The sequence below is a fragment of the Enterobacter sp. 168J2 genome (assembly GCF_034107265.1).
Taxonomy (GTDB): domain Bacteria; phylum Pseudomonadota; class Gammaproteobacteria; order Enterobacterales; family Enterobacteriaceae; genus Enterobacter; species Enterobacter nematophilus.
Genome location: NZ_JAWNEB010000007.1, coordinates 160,858 through 179,537 on the forward strand (window position 1 = coordinate 160,858; position 18,680 = coordinate 179,537).

The following is an 18,680-nucleotide window of genomic DNA, read 5'->3' on the forward strand; positions in this document are numbered from 1 at the left end:
AAGAACTTTGAACTGGCTCGCACAAGCCAGCAACAAAATTACACTTTTGCGTTATGGTCAGCGCCAGAAAGGTATCGCTGCTCGAAGACATCCGGCGGCACCGCGGGGGCAAAAAGATAGCCCTGGCCGCTCTCGACGCCCGCCTCTGCCAGCCAGGCGCGTTGCGCTTCGGTTTCAATCCCCTCGGCAATAAGATGCAGGTTGAGGCTGCGCGCCATCTGAACGATGGCCTGCACCATGCTGCTGTCCTCCGGCAGCCCGTCGACAAACGATTTATCGATCTTGAGCACGTCCACCGGCAGGGTTTTCATGTGCTGAAGCTGACGCAGCCCGGCGTATCCCATGCCAAAATCGTCCAGCGCGATGCGAATGCCGGCATTGCGCAGCGGCTTCAGGATGGCCACCGCGTCGTTAGGATCGTCAATGCGTCGGCTCTCCGTCACTTCCAGCGTCAGCGTATCAGGCTTGATCCGGTAGCGGTGGATCAGCTCCAGCATCTCGGAGACCATCGTCGGATGCATAAGCTGCAGCGCTGACAGATTGACCGACAGCGGCAGCGTTACGCCGCGCTCCTGCCAGGCGGCAAGCTGGCGGCAGGACTCCTCCAGCACCCAATAGCCTACGGTAACCATCAGACCGCAGGATTCGATGCGCTCAATCAGCCCCTCCGGCAGCTCCCATGAGCCATCCGGCTGCTGCACGCGGAGCAGCGCCTCGGCGCTTTTTACTTCCCCCGTCTGTAAATTCACCTGCGGCTGTAGCCAGAGGGCGAACTGACGGTTGTCCAGCGCGGTCAGGATATCGCTCTCTTCCGTCAGGCGCTGCTGCGCCTTTTCCATCTGCTCCGGGTCGAAGAACTGGATCTGATTTTTCCCTTTGCGCCTGGCGGTAAACGCCGCGGAGAACGCGCGGCGGTACAGCTGCTCCGCCGTTAAATCACCGTAGAACATGGCGATACCGATACTGGCGCTTGGACGAAGCTGGATACCCTGAACGGGCAGCCGCTCATTTATGACAGTGAGTACTTGCTGACCTAATGTGATAGCGTGCCACGGCTCTTTCACGCCGTTGGCAATCACCACCAGGTCGTAACCGCTTACCTGCGTCAGCACCATGCGCGGGGCAAGGACGGACTTCACCTTTTCCACCAGCGTCAGCAAGAGCATTTCACGCTGGCTCTCCTTGAGCACGCCCGCCGTGTCCTGCAGGGTTTCACAGGCAATCACCATCAGCGCCGTGGTTTGCTGCCGCGCAACGGTCTGCTCCAGCATTGCCATCAGAAACGCTTTATTAGGTAATTCCGACACCGGGAAGCGCGTGGCGCTGTTGTTTAACTCATCCTGATGACGCTGGATGCGCTGCTGGTTGAGGTTGTAGCTGCGCACCAGCATACCGATCTCATCGTCTTGATGCAGGCGCGGCAGCTCAAGCTGGTGCCCCAGCTGATCCTGCGGCGTAAGCCCGTTCAACTCGCGGGCGATACGGCGCAGCGGGTGGACAATGAGGCGGTTTATACACCACGTCAGCGCTACGCTGATGATAAGGGTCATAAGTAAGCAAGTGGTCACTAACGTAACCACCCAACTCATGACGAATTTATACATCCGGTACGAGTCCGCCTGCAGGACCAGGTAGGCCAGCGGCTGCGGATTAGCAGGGCGTTCAAGCGAATAGACAGGCAGAGAAATTTGCACCGGCAGCTCAAACAGGCGCATCACCATCATCGGGACGGGACGCTCCGGGATAAAGCTCATCCGCAGCGCCTGGAACTGGTTGGGCAAGACGACATCGGCGCGGCTAACGACGCCGGCAGGCTGAATGCGTTTTAAGATGGTTTCCGCTTCGGGAATATCCCCTTTCAGGATCGAGGCGGAGAGCGGGCCGCGCACCGAGCGGGCGATACTTTCTAACTGCGAAGCCGTGTTATAGCGATTCTGCTGTACGGAATGAAACAGCAAAATTACGCAGAAGAGCAGTACAAACAGCATAGTGACGGCTGAGACCATCGCCATTTGTTTGATCGTTAAGGAACGGCTGACACGCAAAATGACTCTCCACAAAACTCGAAGCGCAGGGCGCGCCAGGGTGTAAACCTGGCGCGCCTGAGTATACCCGATTGCCGCGCTATTAAGAGAGACTTACAAATGGATTAAGGAAAATCCGATTACCAGTCCGCGTAAGGAATAAGCGGCTGCGGCGGTAAGTCCATATCGCCCTGCCAGCCTGCAGCAGAGTAACGCACATAAATCAGCGCATGGCTTGGGGTATAGTCTTTCGCTTCCTGAATGTCCACGCCCATGCCCACAAACCAGTTGGAGGTGACCCGGCGTTCGATAATCGCCCGCGCGGTATAACCCGTCCCGGAGGAGGAGCTGCCGGTTTCCATCGCGCCACGGTCAGTATAGCGGCCTGGCTCATCGGTCGGGATCAGGCTCTGGATCGGGTAGCGCAGCTCGTCTTTGGTTTTGGAGTGGGACCAGGACACCGAGCCACCCAGCTCCCAGGACCAGTTTTCCGTGCGCTTACGCCAGGTCACCGGCAGCGCGAAGGAGACATACTCCTGCGGGCTGTAATAGCCGCCCTGGCCGAGGGAATAGCCGCTCAGATCTTTATCGTAGTGCCAGAGCATATTGGAGACGCCGACCGACAGACGCTCGTTGTTTTTATTAATGAGCTTGTAGTAGTAACCCGTCATCCAGCGGACGCGCCAGTTATCTTCCACATTTTTACCGGTCAGCGTTTCCGCGTTCAGGCTTGACCAGACGCCGTTCGCCTCGCCTTTATCATAGCTGATGCTTACCCCGCCGCCCGTCGCGCGCACGCCGCCCCAGGTTGTGCCGGTATTGGTATCTTTTTGCCCGGCGAACGCCAGCAGAGAGCTGGAGATCGGCCGACGATGGGCGTTGACGGTGTAGCCAATGGGGCCTAAATCGCTGCTGTAGCTGATACCGCCCACCACGTCGACGACGTCGAAGCCCATTGGCGTGGTACCAATATCCATCGCCCAGGTTTTATTCTGCCAGCCGACGGCGACGCTGGCGCCGCTGTCGCTCTGGCTGGTGTTGCCGCTACACGGCGTATCGTAGCAGGTCCCCCATTTAGGGTCGTAAGTGCCGTTATTGTTATCAAAGGTGCCGGCATCCATGTTGACCAGATCGCTTCTGAAGAACATGCGCCCGTCAGAGAGCGGAGCATCCACCTGGAGCATGGTGGTATGCGCTTTCAGGTCGGAATAGCCGCCCGTGCCGCTGGAGCCCCAGTAGTCGTGCTCGAGCGTGACGTTAACATCCTGCTGACGGTACAAATCACCGGCGTCACTGCGCACGCCGCGCTTCAGCCAGTCATCTTTTTCATCGTTACGTGTCAGACGGGTGAAACTGTCATTGTCCACCGGACGCGTCGTGGTGATGCCTGACGACACCATCGCATCTTTATACGTCTCCAGCGCCTGCTGCGGCTGGCCGTTTTGCGTCTGGAAGCGGGCAGCATCACGCAGCACCAGCGCGCTTTCCATGGAGGCGGGCTGCGATTTGGCCTGCGGAATAATTTTGCTGAAAGTCTGTTCTGCGGCAGCGGAATCGCCCAGGCCTGCCTGCGCCATCGCGATCCGGCGCTGCATATTGAGCGACAGCGGCTGGCCGCTTTGCCCGGCGGGAAGTTTCGCGAGCTCTGCACGGGCGGCCTCTATGTTACCTTCCGCGCTGTAAATCTCGGTCAGACCGAGGATCGCATCCTCGTTCTGCGGCTCACGCTGCAGGACGGCGCTGTACGTCGTTTTCGCCGCGTTCAGATCGCCACGCTGCTGCGCCCAGTCCGCCAGGGTGAGGTCGATGCGGGTGGAGGCTGGCTGCTGGCGCAGAAGATTTTCCGCCTCCTGCTCTTTGCCGCTGTCGCGCAGGCGGTTGGCGGTCTCCAGCACCTGGTTACTTTGCAGACGGTCGGCAAGTTCCTGAATATTACCGTTCCACTGGCTGCGCGGCAGGGTATCCAGATGCGCCAGCGCGGCCCGATCCTGGTCGTTTCCGGAAAGATAGAGCCCGTTGGCATAGACCTGATCCGGGTCAGACGGTTTTTGGCTGGCAAGCTGGCGCATCAGGGTATCCGCCTGGCTGCGCTGGCCTGCGCTGTAGAGATCGCGCGAGAGACGATAGGTTATCCAGACGTCGCCGGGCGAGAGCGCCAGACGGCGACGCTGAATTTCTGCCGCCTGGGCGTATTTCCCCTGACTCTCCAGCTGTTCTGCCTGGGCGGAAAGCTGCTCGTTAGTCAGGCTACGCTCAATATCATCAATACTCCGGCGCTGGCTGGCGGAGAGCGACTGGATAAACTGCGAGGCTTTCTCCGGGGACTGCGCGCGGTAAACATTGGCAAGGCCACGAACCGCATTGCTGTTGCCGCTGTCCATCCGCAGCGCCTGACGATAATAACGCTCCGCCGCGTCGTTATCTTTACGCGCCGCGGCGGCATCTCCCAGCCCCAGCACCGCGTAGCTGTCGGTATTGTCGACGTTGCGCGCCTGCTGATAGTAACGCTCCGCCTGCGCCGGATTATTCGCCTTCAGCGCCCCATCACCCTGCTGGATCAGCAGCCAGTAGCGGTTAACCTTCAGCAAGCTGTCCCATTTCCCGCGGTTATCGCTCTGCGGATCGAGGGCAATCGCCTTTTCTAACTGTGCCACCGCGCGGGCGCGGTCACCTTTCTGGGAATAGGCCTGTCCCAGGGCTCCCACTGCTTCACTGTCGGCATGGTTGGCACTGACGGCTTTTTGCAGCTCCGCCACCGCCTTACTCCCCTGCCCGGCATCCACCGCCGCCAGCCCTTCCGCTTTCGCGCGAAACGCCGGGTCAGCGAGCTGTTTTTGCTGCGCCTCAAGCTGGGCGCGCGCCGCCGCGACGCTATCGCCGTCGCTGAAGACGGTCAGGTATTTTTGCAGCGCGGTTACGCTGGCGCTGCTGGCAGGCTGGTCTTTGATCTGCTCATACCACATGTCAGACGCCTGGCTGCGGCCGCCGGTAGATTTAGCCATCTCCTGAAGCACCGCAAAGCCTTCATCACGGCGTCCGTTCTGGAACAGAAGCTGGGCCAGCGTGGTCTGCAGCTGCGTATTCCCGGGGCTGCTGCTGTTTATTTTTTTCAGCTGGTTAATGGCCGCATTACGACGGGCAGGATCTTTCGCCACCACATTCCAGTATTCCGTCGCCACGTCGCCACCCGGCGGGTTGCCGTCAAAGAGCTTGTCATAGGCGGCAATCGCCTCCTGCGTGTGCCCTGTTGTGGCGAGTAAGCGCGCCTGCTGAAGCTGCTGGCGGCCATCCGGGGTGGAAAGTAGCATCGTGTTGCGTGAGGACTGGTACGCGCTGGAGTCCGGGGCCATCCCCTTCAGGCGATCCAGCTCTTTTTGCGCGCCGGCGTTATCGCCCTGGCGCAGCAGGTAGCGAAAGCGGGCGGCAATAACGTCAGGGTTGTTCGGGTCGATCAGCTCAAGACGGTAGAGCGACTGACGAACCAAATCCTCACGATGGGTCGATTCGCCCAGCCGAACCTGCTCCAGCAGCTGTTTCTGCTGCGGAGAGTTAACGGCCTGCGCCAGCGGCATCAGTGCCAGCCCAAGCGATAGAGTGAGTAGATTTACTGTGAACTTGCGCATTCCTGGCCCCAATCCGGTATTAATTCACCCTTAGCGGTGAAGCGAAAACGATGCTGATCCCATCCCTGACCAAAAAGAGTCAATACATAGCTGTAGTAGGCATTGTTATCGGGAAAATGGTCTGCCACGCGCTGGCGCTGAACCGCCTGGGCATCGCGCTGCTGTAAAAACGGCAGCATCGCGGCAGAGAACCCGACCGGGCCATTGCCGGTGTGTTTACCCGTCGCCACATCCACTTTCTCCGGCGGCACGCCCTGTTTGATTGTCTTTGCCGCCATCGGCTGGAAGCGCGTCAGCAGCCGGGCCTTTTGAGGATCTTTATCGCTCATCATGCCCACCCAAAGATAGACACGGATGGCGTCATAGCCCCCCTCCAGCGTTTTATCCTGCTGTAGCTGCCAGCCTTTGTTTTCCTGATACTGCACCCAGTTTGGCGAGAATCCCTTCGGCGCGCTTTCCAGCAGCAGCCGCAGATTGGTTTCGCGCAGCGTGGTCCACGGGGCACCGTAGCGGGTGAAGTAGCTCGCTAGCTGTGGAGGAAGGTAGCTGGGGTTAAAGCGCCAGGCGTTTTCATCGGCAAAGCCGACTTTACCGGGAAGCAGCATTGAGCCGAGCCCCGGCACTTTTACCACTTCCTCGCTGGCAATGCGTTTTAGCAGTGCCTTGCCCGTTTGGGTATAGCCCGGGTCTTTCCATAGCCGGCCCGCTTCGAGCAGCGACCAGGCAATCCAGACATCGGCATCTGAGGCGGAATTGGTATCAATCACCCCCCAGTTTTCTTTGTCTTTCTGCCCCCAGAGCCAGGCGGGCAGACGATCGTTGAGATTGCCGCTGGCAAGGTTATCGCGCGTCCACGTCAGCAGCAGGTCAAACGCCTTGCGATCGTTAGCGGCCAGGGCAAAGAACAGCGCATAGCTTTGCCCTTCCGACGTCGTAATTTTGCGCGTGTCGCTCGGATCGATGACGCGCCCGCCCTCGCTGATGTAATCCTTTTTAAACTGCTCCCAGGCAGGCCAGGTGCAGGCGGCGCGAAGCGGGATCGCTGCCAGCATCAACGCTGCGACTAAACACCAGCGAAAGGCTTTCATCACGTCTTACTCATCCGGGTTAAGGCGACGACGGCTGATGATGCGCAGCAGACGCCACAGCACCCATGCCAGCAAGACCACGCTGACCGCAGCCAGGATGGCGAGCAGAACCGGATGGTTAGACAGCGCATACCACAGGCGTTCGAACCACGGCAGATGGCCGACGTAGTACACATCACCCACGCGCAGGCTGTTGACGCCGGACTCGCGGATCACCGACACAGAACCAAACATCGCGGCACGTTTACCGCTGTCGTTCATCGCGGTATTCAGCAGCTCATAGCCACGCGGGCTGTCCGCCAGCAGGGCTATCACGCTACGCTGGTCGTTGTAAGGAGACTGGAAGCCCACCACCGCAGCCATCGCCCCCTGAGAGGTTACGGCCGTCTGCGCGCTGGCCTTGCGGTCGTTCACGTCCGGCATAATGCTCGGGAACTCGGTCTGACGCAGCGGCGTGTTAACCCAGGACTCGGTGGCTTTTACCAGCAGATCGATACGCTTTTCATCCTTCAGCTTATCCGGGATGGTACCGATCACCATGATATCAGCATCTTTGTTCTGGATCTGGCTGCCATCGTCCGTCAACGTGACGTTAATTGCCGGCAATCCGGTTTGCGCGCCGACGGTTGCCATGGTGTCGAGCAGGGTCGTCACCTGGCCTTCGTTTGGCGCTTTCGGCATCACCACAATGGATTCAGAGAGATCGGCCATGCGGCTGAACGGGAAGCCCGCGTTAGCAAAGGCGCGCAGATCCGGCATCGCCAGGAAGTGATAGTACTTCGAGAAGTCGATGGTCGATTCATCGCCGATCACAACGTGGTTCTGTACCGGCTGGAAGGTGATGCAGTTCTCCACCGAACCGCCGGGCATCGGGTTCATGTACTGGAAATCAAAACGCAGCTGGTTGATTGCGCCAAGCTTCAGCGCCGGAATAGAGACGTCCGTTTTGCCGTCCAGCAGCCCCTGCAGCACCGGCAGGCGGAGCATCAGACGGTTAGTGTCCTGGGTACTTTGCAGGCTGAACGATTGCAGGAACTGGTTGTTCAGGCTGATATCCATGCGCGAGCTGTCTTTCGTCGCCGGCGCGGTATAGCGGTAGTTAAGATTGATATCAATGCCGTTGGTGCGCAGCAGGTACAGATCCGGCGGCAGGTTCAGCGACAGGCTAATCGGCGATGGCTCAAGGCCGGAGGCCTGCAGCTGCTCTTCATAGGTTTTCAGTTCACCAAACGTCACGGCGCGGTCGGTACGCACCCAGTTTGGCGCGTCATAAGGTTTACGCGCCAGCAGCGGCTTAACGTCGTCCACCACCACGCTATTGCCGCGGAAAAGGACGTTGCCCTGAGCAATCGCCTTCGCGGCCTGGACCAGATCTTTATCATCACGACCAAAGACCACCAGCAGCTTCACGTACGGGTTATCCGGGTGGCTTACCATCTCAATGGTTGGCGCTTTGACTTCCGGGTGGTCGCGCAGGAAGCCCGGACGCTTCGCGTTGGTTGCAAAGACAATCGCGTTTCTGTCCGGCATTTTGTCATACATCACCGGGAAGTTCTGACCGCGCCAGCCGGAGCGGGAACCAAACCAGGAGGCCACAATGGTCGCCGCCAGCTGCTCGGTCACGTCAGGGGACGATGCAAACACCATCGGCAGCGTGAGCGGACGGTTATCGCGCGGGTCGAAGAACGGAACCGGGAACGCCGACAGATCGTTTTTCAGCGCCAGCGGCTGGTAGGTCATCTGCAGCGAGGAGTTACGCCCGACGTCCAGCCACAGCGTGTTGCTGGCCGGGTTTTCACAGACATCGCGGTAGTGGCCAACAAACTCCAGACGGATACGGTTAAAATCGGTAATGAACAGCGGGTTAATCGGCACCTGCGCCTGCGTTTTCTTACCCAGCTGCTCTTTGGTCACCGGCAGAACGTCCATCAGCTCATCGTTGAGATAGACCTTCAGCTGAGACTGCGTCGGCAGCAGGGAGGGTGACGGGGTGTATTCAAGGTTCAGTACCGCATTCGAAACAACCTCATCGCTGCGCATACCAAACTCAATGCTGCCGTTAGGGTTGACGCCGCGCAGCACCATGCTGCCCGGCGGCGGCGCGATTTGCGCGAAGGTCAGCTTCACGTCCCGCGGCGGCACATTATCCGCGACAACGGGCGCGTTAGCCCCGGGCACGCCCGGCATGACCTGCCCGATGACCGGGTTCCCGGCCGGCAGGGTGTTCCCCTCCGTTGGCTGGTTCGGAATGACGTTTTCTGTTTGACCGGGTGCCGCCGTGACAACCGGATCGGTTGCCTGCGCGACCACGGGTACCGTCGGCGCAGGCGTAGCCGCTGCGTTACCGGGTGCTGCGTTAGCCATTGTTGCGGGGAGTGCACTCACGCCCATTGCCACTGCACATAACCAGGAAAGTTTTGTTTTCATCGCGTTATCATCATTGTTGAGCCATAACCGGGTCCGCCTGCTTCGCCTCATCCCGTTCAGGACGACGAGGAATAAACGACACGACCCAGGAAACCAGCGAAGTAAGTGACCGGAAAATTAATTTCACCGACGACGGGGCAAATTCTGCAAGGTGACGATAGCCACGGAACCCCAGCTTCAGAATATCCAGCAGGCTTTCCAGAGGTTTATCTTCCGGGAAGCTGTCCTGCCAGAGAGCCCATGTATCCGCACGGGCAAACGTACACTGCACAAAATCAATATGTTGCTTTTTGGTCAGCGGCATCAGCTGCAGACCCACCTCACTGCCTGCCACACGCACAACCTGCGTCGGGAAGACGTACTCCTGCTGGCCGCGCTTAAGCAGCAGGTTAACCTTCTGCCCTTCCAGCACTTTCGCCTGGCCGTTGATTTTGATCCCCAGACCACCGTCAGAGAAGTCATGCACCGTACAGGAGAAGAGGTGACCATCTTCACGGGCGATCGCCGCAGGCATGCAGATTTCAACGCGATGCGCGCGACGAACCTGTTTACTCTCTACCGACACCGCCACCGCGCCGCCGAGGATAATCAGGTTGTAGAACACCCAGGCCATACTCACGAAGACGGTCAGAATTTCGTTTTCCGGGCCGTAGAAGTAGCGCCAGATACCGGCAATCACGCCGACAATATTCAGCAGCACGAGGAAGATATACGGGCGGGAGATCACCCAGTCGACGTACTCCTCTTCCACCAGACCGCCCTTCGCGGTGACGTTGAACTTCCCTTTATGCGGGTTAATCAGCGCGACCATCGTCGGCGGCGCGATGTACCACGCCAGCACCGTTTCGTAGATTTCACTCCAGAACGAATGGCGGTATTTGCCCTGAATCTTCGAGTTCGTCAGGCTCGCGTGGATCATGTGCGGCAGAACGAACAGCGCAATCATCAGCGCGGGGGCGTAGATGATATAGGCGTGAAGGAGCAGGAACGCCAGCGGCGCGGTCAGGAAGATCAGCCGCGGGATGCCGGACAAGAAGTGGAACATGGCGTTGACGTAGCAGAGACGCTGCGCCAGCTTGAGCCCTTTGCCTATCAGCGGGTTATCGAGGCGGAAAATCTGCACCATGCCGCGCGCCCAGCGAATACGCTGGCCAATGTGCGCCGAGAGTGATTCCGTCGCCAGACCGGCGGCCTGAGGAATACGCATGTAGGCAGAGGTATAGCCCCGACGGTGCAGGCGCAGAGAGGTGTGCGCATCTTCGGTCACCGTCTCAACGGCAATACCGCCAATTTCATCCAGCGGCTTACGGCGGATAACCGCACAGGAGCCGCAGAAGAAGGTGGCATCCCACATGTCGTTCCCGTCCTGCACCAGTCCATAGAACAGCGTGCCTTCGTTCGGGGTTTTACGGAAGCGGCCAAGGTTACGTTCAAACGGGTCCGGCGAGAAGAAGTGGTGCGGCGTCTGCATCATCGCCAGCTCTTTCTCTTTCAGGAACCAGCCCATGGTCATCTGCAGGAACGAGCGCGTCGGGACGTGGTCACAGTCGAAGATCGAGACGAACTCCCCGGTGGCATACTTCAGGGCGTTGTTGATATTCCCGGCCTTCGCGTGCTCGTGAGTCGGACGGGCGATGTACTCAACGCCGACCTCTTCCGCAAACTGGCGAAACGCCGGACGGTTGCCGTCATCCAGGATCCAGACTTTGAGCTTATCTTTCGGCCAGTCGATGCCCAGCGCGGCATAAATGGTGTTTTTCACCACGCTCAGATCTTCGTTGTAGGTCGGGACGAAGAGATCGACGGTCGGCCACTGCGTAGTGTCTTTAGGCAGCGGAACCGGCTGGCGGTTGAGCGGCCAGATCACCTGGAAATAGCCCAGCACCAGCACTATCCACGCGTAGGTCTCAGCAAACAGCAGCACCAGACCGCACACCAGGCTGACCGGATCGTCCCAGTTCAGCGTTGAGGTGTAACGCCACCAGATGTAGCGGCAAGAAACCGTCAGCGACAGCACAATCAGCATCAGCGCCGAGAAGCGGCCCGGAATACGGCGAACCAGCAACGCCACGCCCCACAGCAGGATCAGGAAAGTGAACTGCGCCAGGGGGTTGAAAGGTTGCGTAATACAGACCAGCGCCAGAATGAGCGAGAACACGACAATCACGCCGAGAATAAAACGCCGTAAGCCCGGGTGGAGGTGCCCGAGCTCTTTATGGTTATCCAGATGGCTGGTCTTATCGCTGACGCTATTGGGCAGTTTATCCAGCCACTGGTGATAGCGTTCGCGTAACTGCTGTACGCGGGAATAGCTGCGCCAGTGCGGCGTTATTTTCTCCGTTCGGGATGACGAGATCGCCAGCCAGACGGCCTGAATAAGATAGCGTGCCGGATCCAATGGACGTGGCCGGTCGGGGTTAATGTGTGGGTATAATTCGCCGCGGCGCGCACGGATTCGCTGCCAGCGCGGGTGTTCAAGCGGAATGAACGTCCAGGCCAGAATCAGCCAGAAACAGCCGAGCGCGGCGCTGAATGCCGGAGCACCATGCCGGCGAAAGTGCCGGTAATGGTCGCTCAAACGCGAACTGACCGGCGGGATAAGAAGCCAGCTGGCGAGTCGACTCATACCGAACTCCCTGCCGGCTCCGCCTTGCTGGCGAAGTTCAGCAGACACCAGTTAGCCAGCGTCAGGATCTCTTCTGCTGCCAGCGAGTCGCTGCGGTATTCGCCGAGCGGCTGCTTGGAGGCAAGGCATTCCGCCATTCCCTCATCCCGATGAATCACAATGGGGAGCAGGCGGCGCTGGCTTTGCAGCCACACCTGATAGAGATCGTCCTGAATCTGGCTACCGATACGTAAATCGTTAATCAGGAGATGCGCGTTCTGAGGCAGCCCCTGCTGATGCAGGCGAATATGGCAGTTCGCATCGACGTTCACGATGGAAAGCACATGGTCGCACTGGGCGATGAGCTGCCGGGTCAGCGTCCCGGCGCCGTGCGGCAGATCCAGCAGGATCCACTGGTAGTGACCCTTTTCTTTCAGGCTCTGCAGCGCAAGCGTGAACTGCGAGAACAGACGCTGATAGGCGGCCTCGTTCTCGCGTTCTGTGGTGGTCAGTTGGCCAAAAGGCAATAAATCCAGCTGGGAGGTATAGCGCAGGCCCGCATCCCGCCAGTCTTTGTCATCAAGCAGCGCGCGGGCCCAGCCCTCTTCGCGAGTGAAATCGACGTTGAACGACATACGCAGCAAATTATCGGCGCAGGCGTCAATCACCAGCACCGATTCACCTAAAAGCTGTAATGACCACGCCAGCGCCGCGGTAACAGATGTGGTACCCACACCGCCACGGACGCCCTGTAATCCGAGTATGGCCATCAATGGCTCCCTTAATGTTGATGGGCGAATTCAGCTAATAACGGCCAGCGTTTAATAGCCGCGGCCAACTGTTCCCGCTGGGAAATATCGGTGTAATCTATTTCAGGTAGTGAAAAGGCCTGCGCAAGCGCCAGAAAATCGTTTTGGAATGTGTAACCCAGAGTCGAGTCGACTGGGGTTCCAGGTTCGTTATTATCCATTCTTATTCCATCCCTTTGAGGAAAAACGCACGCTCGGAAGTTGCGGGGCGTCCTGCCCCGACAAATTTCATTTACATGCTAAATCTGATGTTCTTTAATTTCAATGTTAGGTTTATTTCTATGCTTTCGCTAGTAAACTGAGATACAGGCAAATTAGACGAAAAGAGGGACATCGTGGACTCCATATTTTCTATTGGCATCCAGTCATTATGGGACGAATTGAGCCACATGCCAGTCGGTGGAGTCTGGTGGATTAATACGGATCGTAATGAAGACGCTATCAGCCTGGTAAACCAGACAATTGCCGCTCAGGACAAGGATTCCCGCGTGGCCGTCATTAGCATGGGCGAAGAGCCAAAGAAAATTATTACGCTGGAAAGTGACAGCGGCCCCCAGAAAGTACGTTTGTTTTCCATGTCAGCGGAAGCGGATAGTCTATACTTTTTGTCCCGCGACGTTCAGTGCTCTATTGATCCGGATCACTACTTAGTGATTCTTAAATGCGCAAATAACATACTGCAAAATATTCCTGCCGAAAAACTGCTGTCGTGGCTGGAAAAAATCAATAAATGGGCCAAGTTTCAAAATTGCACGCTATTGGTTGTCAACCCCGGCAGTAATAATGACAAGCTGTTCTCACTTTTAATGGGCGAATATCGCTCCCTGTTCGGACTGGCAAGCCTTCGTGACCAGGCAGGCAGCTATCTCTACGATATTGCCTTCTGGTGCAATGAAAAGGGCGTAAGCGCCAGGCAACAGCTGACCCTTAAACATATTGAGGGGAAATGGCACCTGGCACAGCAGGAAGAAACCGTGGTGCAGCCGCGCAGCGACGAAAAACGCATCCTGAGCCATATTGCGGTTTTAGAGGGCGCGCCCGCGCTTTCGGAAAACTGGTCGCTGTTTGAGTCTAACGAAGCGCTTTTTCATGAAGCCCGTACCACTCAGGCAGCCACCCTTGTTTTCTCGTTGATGCAAAATAACCAGATTGAGACGCTGGCGAGACAAATTCACACCCTGCGCCGCCAGCGCGGCAGCGCGTTAAAAATTGTGGTGCGCGAAAATAATACCAGCCTGCGCGCCACCGATGAGCGTCTGCTTCTGGGCTGCGGGGCAAATATGGTTATCCCCTGGAATGCGCCACTGTCACGCTGCCTGACGCTTATTGAAAGCGTTCAGGGCCAGCAGTTCAGCCGCCATGTACCGGAAGATATCTCCACGCTGCTCTCCATGACCCAGCCTATGAAGCTGCGTGGCTACCAGAAATGGGATACGTTCTGCGATGCCGTCGGCAACATGATGAGCAACACGTTACTTCCGGCAGACGGGAAAGGGGTTATGGTTGCCCTGCGGCCGGTCCCGGGCATTCGCGTTGAGCAGGCGCTGACCTTATGCCGCCCGAACCGTACAGGGGACATCATGACCATTGGCGACAATCGCCTGGTGCTGTTTTTGTCGTTTTGCCGGGTCAACGATCTTGATACCGCGCTTAACCACATCTTCCCCCTGCCTACCGGGGATATTTTCTCGAACCGTATGATTTGGTTCGAAGATAATGCTATTAGCGCAGAGCTGGTGCAGATGCGCGCTCTCCAGCCTGAACAATGGGTTAAACCGCTCGCAATCACGAGCGATGTAAAACCGATCCTCAACGCCAGACATGACGGACACGTCTGGCGTCGGGTTCCGGAACCCCTTCGCTTATTAACTGAGAATGGGGAGAACGCACCATCATGAATATCAGCGATATCATTCAACTTGTCGTATTCTGTGCGCTGATCTTTTTCCCGCTTGGCTACTATGCGCGCCATTCCATACGCCGTATCCGTGATACGGCCAGAGTGATGTTTGTAAAACCTCGCTATGTTAAACCAGCCGGAACACTGACACGGGCATCACACGTCAAGGCAGACCGTAAACATGACTAATTCTTCCTATACCGCTTCGTCACCCTCGCCGCTCTGGCAATACTGGCGCGGCCTTTCCGGCTGGAATTTCTACTTTCTGGTGAAGTTTGGTCTGCTCTGGGCAGGCTATCTGAATTTCCATCCCCTGCTTAACCTGGTGTTTATGGCCTTCCTGCTGATGCCTTTGCCGAACATCAGGCTGCATCGGTTACGCCACTGGGTGGCCATCCCCATCGGCTTTGCGCTGTTCTGGCACGATACCTGGCTGCCTGGTCCGGAAAGCATAATGAGCCAGGGATCGCAGGTCGCGGGCTTCAGTGCAGACTATATGCTTGACCTGGTTGAGCGTTTCATTAACTGGCAGATGATTGGCGCCGTCTTTGTCCTGCTGGTTGCCTGGCTGTTCCTGTCTCAGTGGATCCGCGTCACGGTGTTTGTCGTCGCCATTATGATCTGGCTGAACGTGCTGACGCTGGCGGGACCAGGCTTTTCTCTGTGGCCTGCCGGCCAGCCGACGACAACGGTGACCACAACGGGAGGAAGCGCAGCGGCTACCGTTACGACGGCAGGCGATACGCCGGTGGTGGGCGATATTCCAACGCAGACCGCACCGCCGACCTCCACCAATCTTAATGCCTGGCTCTCCAGCTTCTATACCGCTGAAGATAAGCGACAGACGAAATTCCCGGACGCGCTGCCAGCCGATGCGCAGCCATTTGAGCTGCTGGTGATTAACATCTGTTCCCTCTCCTGGGCCGACGTGGATGCCGCCGGTTTGATGTCTCACCCGCTGTGGTCCCACTTTGACATCCAGTTTAAAGATTTTAACTCTGCCACCTCGTACAGCGGCCCGGCGGCAATCCGCCTGCTGCGAGCAAGCTGCGGTCAGACATCGCATAAAAACCTCTATCAGCCCGCCGGCAACCAGTGTTATCTGTTCGATAACCTCGCGAAGCTGGGCTTTACGCAGCACCTGATGCTGGGGCATAACGGCCAGTTTGGTAACTTCCTGAAAGAGGTACGTGAACAGGGCGGCATGCAGGCGCCGCTGATGGATCAAACCGGTCTTCCCGTTACGCTGCTGGGCTTCGATGGCTCGCCGGTTTATGACGATACCGCCGTGCTGCAGCGCTGGCTGCAGACCATCGAAAAAGACAGTAATCCGCGCAGTGCAACGTTCTATAACACCCTGCCGCTTCACGACGGTAACCACTTCCCGGGCGTGAGCAAAACGGCGGATTACAAAGTGCGGGCGCAGAAATTCTTCGACGAGCTGGACGCGTTCTTCACGGAGCTGGAAAAATCTGGCCGTAAAGTGATGGTGGTCGTGGTACCTGAGCACGGTGGCGCGCTGAAAGGCGACAGAATGCAGGTATCCGGCCTGCGCGATATCCCAAGCCCATCCATTACCAACGTGCCTGCCGGCATTAAATTCTTTGGAATGAAGGCTCCGCACCAGGGCGCCCCGATTGAGATTACCCAGCCAAGCAGCTATCTGGCTATTTCAGAACTGGTTGCCCGCGCCGTTGACGGGAAGCTGTTTGTGGAAGATAGCGTGAACTGGGATCAGCTCACCAGCAACCTGCCGCAAACGGCAGAAGTCTCCGAGAACGCTAACGCGGTGGTGATTCAGTATCAGAACAAACCGTACGTTCGCCTGAACGGCGGGGACTGGGTACCGTATCCGCAGTAACTGATTTACCCCTCACCCTAACCCTCTCCCCACAGGGGAGAGGAGATAGTCAGTGCGTTATTATTGCGCTGAAATCCGCACCAGCAGGTAGCGCAGACGGATTTTCGCATCGTTCACTCCATCCGGTTATTCGGCGCTTCGCAGGGAAATCTCACCGCCCACCCAGGGCTTGATCGCGCCATCCTGCTCCAGAAGTAGCGCGCCCTGTGCGTCAATGCCGCGGGAAACCCCGTAGATTTCTTTATCACCAATCAGCAGCTTCACCGGACGGTTGATGAAGTTATCCAGCTTTTCCCAGCGAGACAGGAACGGTGCCAGGCCTTCCTGTTCAAAAAGCGTGAGTGAGCTGCGCAGCTCTTTAATCATGCGCACGGCAAGGGTGTTACGATCGATAACGATCCCCGCCTCCTGGAGATTGGTCCAGGCCTGATTCACCACGTCGTTCTGGACAGTACGCATTACCATATTGAGCCCCGCGCCAATGACAATTTGCGCCGCATCACCGGTTTTACCCGTCAGTTCGACCAGGATACCGGCAAGTTTGCGATCGTTAAGGTACAGATCGTTTGGCCACTTAACGCGTACTCGATCGGCACCTAGATCGTGCAGCACTTCCGCCATGACGATACCAATGACCAGACTGAGGCCAATGGCTGCGGCAGGCCCCTGCTCCAGACGCCAGTACATGGACAGATAGAGATTGGCGCCAAATGGCGAGAACCATTTGCGGCCGCGACGGCCACGACCGGCCTGCTGGTATTCAGCAACGCAGGCATCTCCGGATGAAAGTTCACTCAGCCGATCCATAAGATACTGGTTCGTCGAATCAATCACCGGCAGCACCGCAACATTGTCGTGTCCAAGCTGGCTGCGGATGATGTCTTCATTCAGCAATTGAATGGGCTCCGGCAGGCTGTAGCCTTTTCCCGGCACCGTGAACACATCGACGCCCCAGTCGCGGAGAGTCTGAATATGCTTGTTAATGCCGGCACGGCTCATGCCAAGCTGCTCGCCCAGCTGCTCGCCAGAGTGAAACTCCCCGTCAGCAAGGATGCTAATCAGGGTTAACGGAATGGTATTGTCCTTCACGCAATGGTCTCCACGGCATTCACTTCACCTGAGCGACCAATGAAGCGGACTTCTGGCTCCAGCCAGACGTTAAACTTTTCGCCCACACGCTGACGAATATAATGCGCCAGCCGTACAACATCATCGCTGGTTGCATCGCATTGATTAATCAGTACCAGAGCCTGCTGCTGGTGAACGGCAGCGCCACCTATGGACGTGCCTTTTAACTGGCATTGATCGATCAGCCAGCCTGCGGCCAGCTTCACGCTGCCATCTGCCTGAGGATAATGTGGCGCAGTGGGCCATCCCTCAAGGAAGGCTTTTGCATTTTCGCTGCTAATAACCGGGTTTTTGAAGAAGCTTCCTGCATTTCCGTTTACTTTCGGATCGGGAAGTTTGGTCATTCGCATATGACAAACTGAGTCAAATACGTCGCGGGGAGTGACGGTAGCCGGATCGAGCCGCGTTAAATCACCATAGGTCAGCACCGGCTGCCAGTTCTTTGGCAGACGCAGGCCTACGGCGACAATCACGTAGCGATCCTGATATTCATGCTTGAAGATACTGTCACGATAGCCAAAACGACACTGCTCTGCCGTTAAGCGCGTAGCCGTTCCGGTCGCCAGTTCGATGCAGTCGACATATTCACAGACATGCTTCAGCTCGATGCCGTAGGCACCGATGTTTTGAATGGGTGACGATCCGGCGCAGCCTGGGATCAGTGCAAGGTTTTCCAGACCCGGCATCCCTTTTTCGAGGGTAAATTGCACCAGGTGATGCCAGTTTTCTCCGGCACCCACGTGCAGAAGCCAGCTATCGGCGCGCTCTTCCACATCAATGCCCATGATGCGGTTAACGATCACCGTGCCCGAGAAATCGTCGAGAAACAGGACATTGCTTCCTTCGCCCAGAATCAGTACGGGTTCGTTATTTTCTGTTGCGCTTTGCCATGCATCCAGCAGCTGCTGTGCAGTATCGGCACGTACAATTTGGTTAGCATTACGTTGAATGCCAAAGGTATTCCAGGGCTTAAGGGAGTGGTTCATAGACGCTATCCTGATGCAAAAACGCAGGTAGTTTACCGTATAAGCAGGGCGTTGGGGGATTAGTTTGTGCAGGGCAGAAACGCAAAAAGGCCATCCTTACGGATGGCCTCTTCACTTGTTTGATGCCTGGCAGTTCCCTACTCTCACATGGGGAGACCCCACACTACCATCGGCGCTACGGCGTTTCACTTCTGAGTTCGGCATGGGGTCAGGTGGGACCACCGCGCTA

Annotated in this window: 12 protein-coding genes and 1 rRNA gene; 3 read left to right on the forward strand and 10 right to left on the reverse strand. The window is 57.4% G+C overall.

From position 1 onward, the window contains the following. Positions 1-38 precede the first annotated feature (38 nt). The 7 genes from hmsP to bcsR all read right to left on the reverse strand — a co-directional run bounded on the left by hmsP (position 39) and on the right by bcsR (position 12,737). Positions 39-2,045, reverse strand: a complete 2,007-nt coding sequence (gene hmsP / locus USG84_RS18240) for a biofilm formation regulator HmsP (protein ID WP_061096795.1) — start codon at positions 2,043-2,045, stop codon at positions 39-41. A 119-nt stretch (positions 2,046-2,164) separates the two neighbouring features. Beyond that, complete coding sequence (bcsC, locus tag USG84_RS18245; protein WP_320738410.1) at positions 2,165-5,647, reverse strand: cellulose synthase complex outer membrane protein BcsC; 3,483 nt, start codon at positions 5,645-5,647, stop codon at positions 2,165-2,167. Beyond that, positions 5,629-6,735, reverse strand: a complete 1,107-nt coding sequence (bcsZ, locus tag USG84_RS18250; RefSeq protein WP_061096793.1) for a cellulose synthase complex periplasmic endoglucanase BcsZ — start codon at positions 6,733-6,735, stop codon at positions 5,629-5,631. Before bcsZ ends, bcsC begins: the two co-directional genes overlap by 19 nt. 6 nt (positions 6,736-6,741) lie before the next feature. Then, a complete protein-coding gene (bcsB, locus tag USG84_RS18255; RefSeq protein WP_253543416.1) occupies positions 6,742-9,162 on the reverse strand; it encodes a cellulose biosynthesis cyclic di-GMP-binding regulatory protein BcsB in 2,421 nt (806 codons plus the stop codon). 10 nt (positions 9,163-9,172) lie between these two features. Then, positions 9,173-11,788: a UDP-forming cellulose synthase catalytic subunit gene (bcsA, locus tag USG84_RS18260; RefSeq protein WP_253543417.1), complete on the reverse strand. Its 2,616-nt coding sequence runs from the start codon at positions 11,786-11,788 to the stop codon at positions 9,173-9,175. Beyond that, complete coding sequence (bcsQ, locus tag USG84_RS18265; protein ID WP_061096790.1) at positions 11,785-12,537, reverse strand: cellulose biosynthesis protein BcsQ; 753 nt, start codon at positions 12,535-12,537, stop codon at positions 11,785-11,787. Before bcsQ ends, bcsA begins: the two co-directional genes overlap by 4 nt. Positions 12,538-12,548: 11 nt before the next feature. Next, on the reverse strand, positions 12,549-12,737 hold the full coding sequence (gene bcsR, locus USG84_RS18270) for a cellulose biosynthesis protein BcsR (protein ID WP_061096789.1): 189 nt from the start codon (positions 12,735-12,737) through the stop codon (positions 12,549-12,551). A 174-nt stretch (positions 12,738-12,911) separates the two neighbouring features. Between bcsR and bcsE the strand changes: the two genes are divergently transcribed. Genes bcsE through bcsG form a run of 3 tightly spaced genes read left to right on the forward strand, consistent with a single transcriptional unit; the run spans position 12,912 to position 16,337 of the window. Then, positions 12,912-14,474, forward strand: coding sequence for a cellulose biosynthesis c-di-GMP-binding protein BcsE (bcsE, locus tag USG84_RS18275; protein ID WP_048957438.1), 1,563 nt, complete (start codon positions 12,912-12,914; stop codon positions 14,472-14,474). Further along, positions 14,471-14,665 (forward strand): cellulose biosynthesis protein BcsF, encoded by a 195-nt coding sequence (bcsF, locus tag USG84_RS18280; protein ID WP_072201618.1) that lies wholly within the window; start codon positions 14,471-14,473, stop codon positions 14,663-14,665. The genes bcsE and bcsF overlap by 4 nt, the downstream gene beginning before the upstream one ends. Next, positions 14,658-16,337, forward strand: a complete 1,680-nt coding sequence (gene bcsG / locus USG84_RS18285) for a cellulose biosynthesis protein BcsG (protein ID WP_151413433.1) — start codon at positions 14,658-14,660, stop codon at positions 16,335-16,337. The genes bcsF and bcsG overlap by 8 nt, the downstream gene beginning before the upstream one ends. 126 nt (positions 16,338-16,463) lie before the next feature. On the opposite strand, the gene birA is transcribed toward bcsG, so the two are convergent. The 3 genes from birA to rrf all read right to left on the reverse strand — a co-directional run. Then, complete coding sequence (gene birA, locus USG84_RS18290) at positions 16,464-17,426, reverse strand: bifunctional biotin--[acetyl-CoA-carboxylase] ligase/biotin operon repressor BirA (RefSeq protein ID WP_151413432.1); 963 nt, start codon at positions 17,424-17,426, stop codon at positions 16,464-16,466. Further along, positions 17,423-18,451 carry a UDP-N-acetylmuramate dehydrogenase gene (murB, locus tag USG84_RS18295; RefSeq protein ID WP_151413431.1) on the reverse strand — a complete coding sequence of 343 codons (1,029 nt, stop codon included), beginning with the start codon at positions 18,449-18,451 and terminating at the stop codon, positions 17,423-17,425. Before murB ends, birA begins: the two co-directional genes overlap by 4 nt. Positions 18,452-18,575: 124 nt before the next feature. Beyond that, positions 18,576-18,680: ribosomal RNA gene (gene rrf, locus USG84_RS18300) — 5S ribosomal RNA — on the reverse strand; the annotation flags it as partial.

What these genes read in the sequence shown, in the direction of transcription:
- bcsZ (WP_061096793.1), bottom strand. Translation starts at nt 6,735, where the DNA reads ATGAAAGCCTTTCGCTGGTGTTTAGTCGCAGCGTTGATGCTGGCAGCG.
- murB (WP_151413431.1), bottom strand. Translation starts at nt 18,451, where the DNA reads ATGAACCACTCCCTTAAGCCCTGGAATACCTTTGGCATTCAACGTAAT.
- bcsR (WP_061096789.1), bottom strand. Translation starts at nt 12,737, where the DNA reads ATGGATAATAACGAACCTGGAACCCCAGTCGACTCGACTCTGGGTTAC.
- bcsQ (WP_061096790.1), bottom strand. Translation starts at nt 12,537, where the DNA reads ATGGCCATACTCGGATTACAGGGCGTCCGTGGCGGTGTGGGTACCACA.
- bcsF (WP_072201618.1), top strand. Translation starts at nt 14,471, where the DNA reads ATGAATATCAGCGATATCATTCAACTTGTCGTATTCTGTGCGCTGATC.
- bcsA (WP_253543417.1), bottom strand. Translation starts at nt 11,788, where the DNA reads ATGAGTCGACTCGCCAGCTGGCTTCTTATCCCGCCGGTCAGTTCGCGT.
- bcsB (WP_253543416.1), bottom strand. Translation starts at nt 9,162, where the DNA reads ATGAAAACAAAACTTTCCTGGTTATGTGCAGTGGCAATGGGCGTGAGT.
- bcsC (WP_320738410.1), bottom strand. Translation starts at nt 5,647, where the DNA reads ATGCGCAAGTTCACAGTAAATCTACTCACTCTATCGCTTGGGCTGGCA.
- bcsG (WP_151413433.1), top strand. Translation starts at nt 14,658, where the DNA reads ATGACTAATTCTTCCTATACCGCTTCGTCACCCTCGCCGCTCTGGCAA.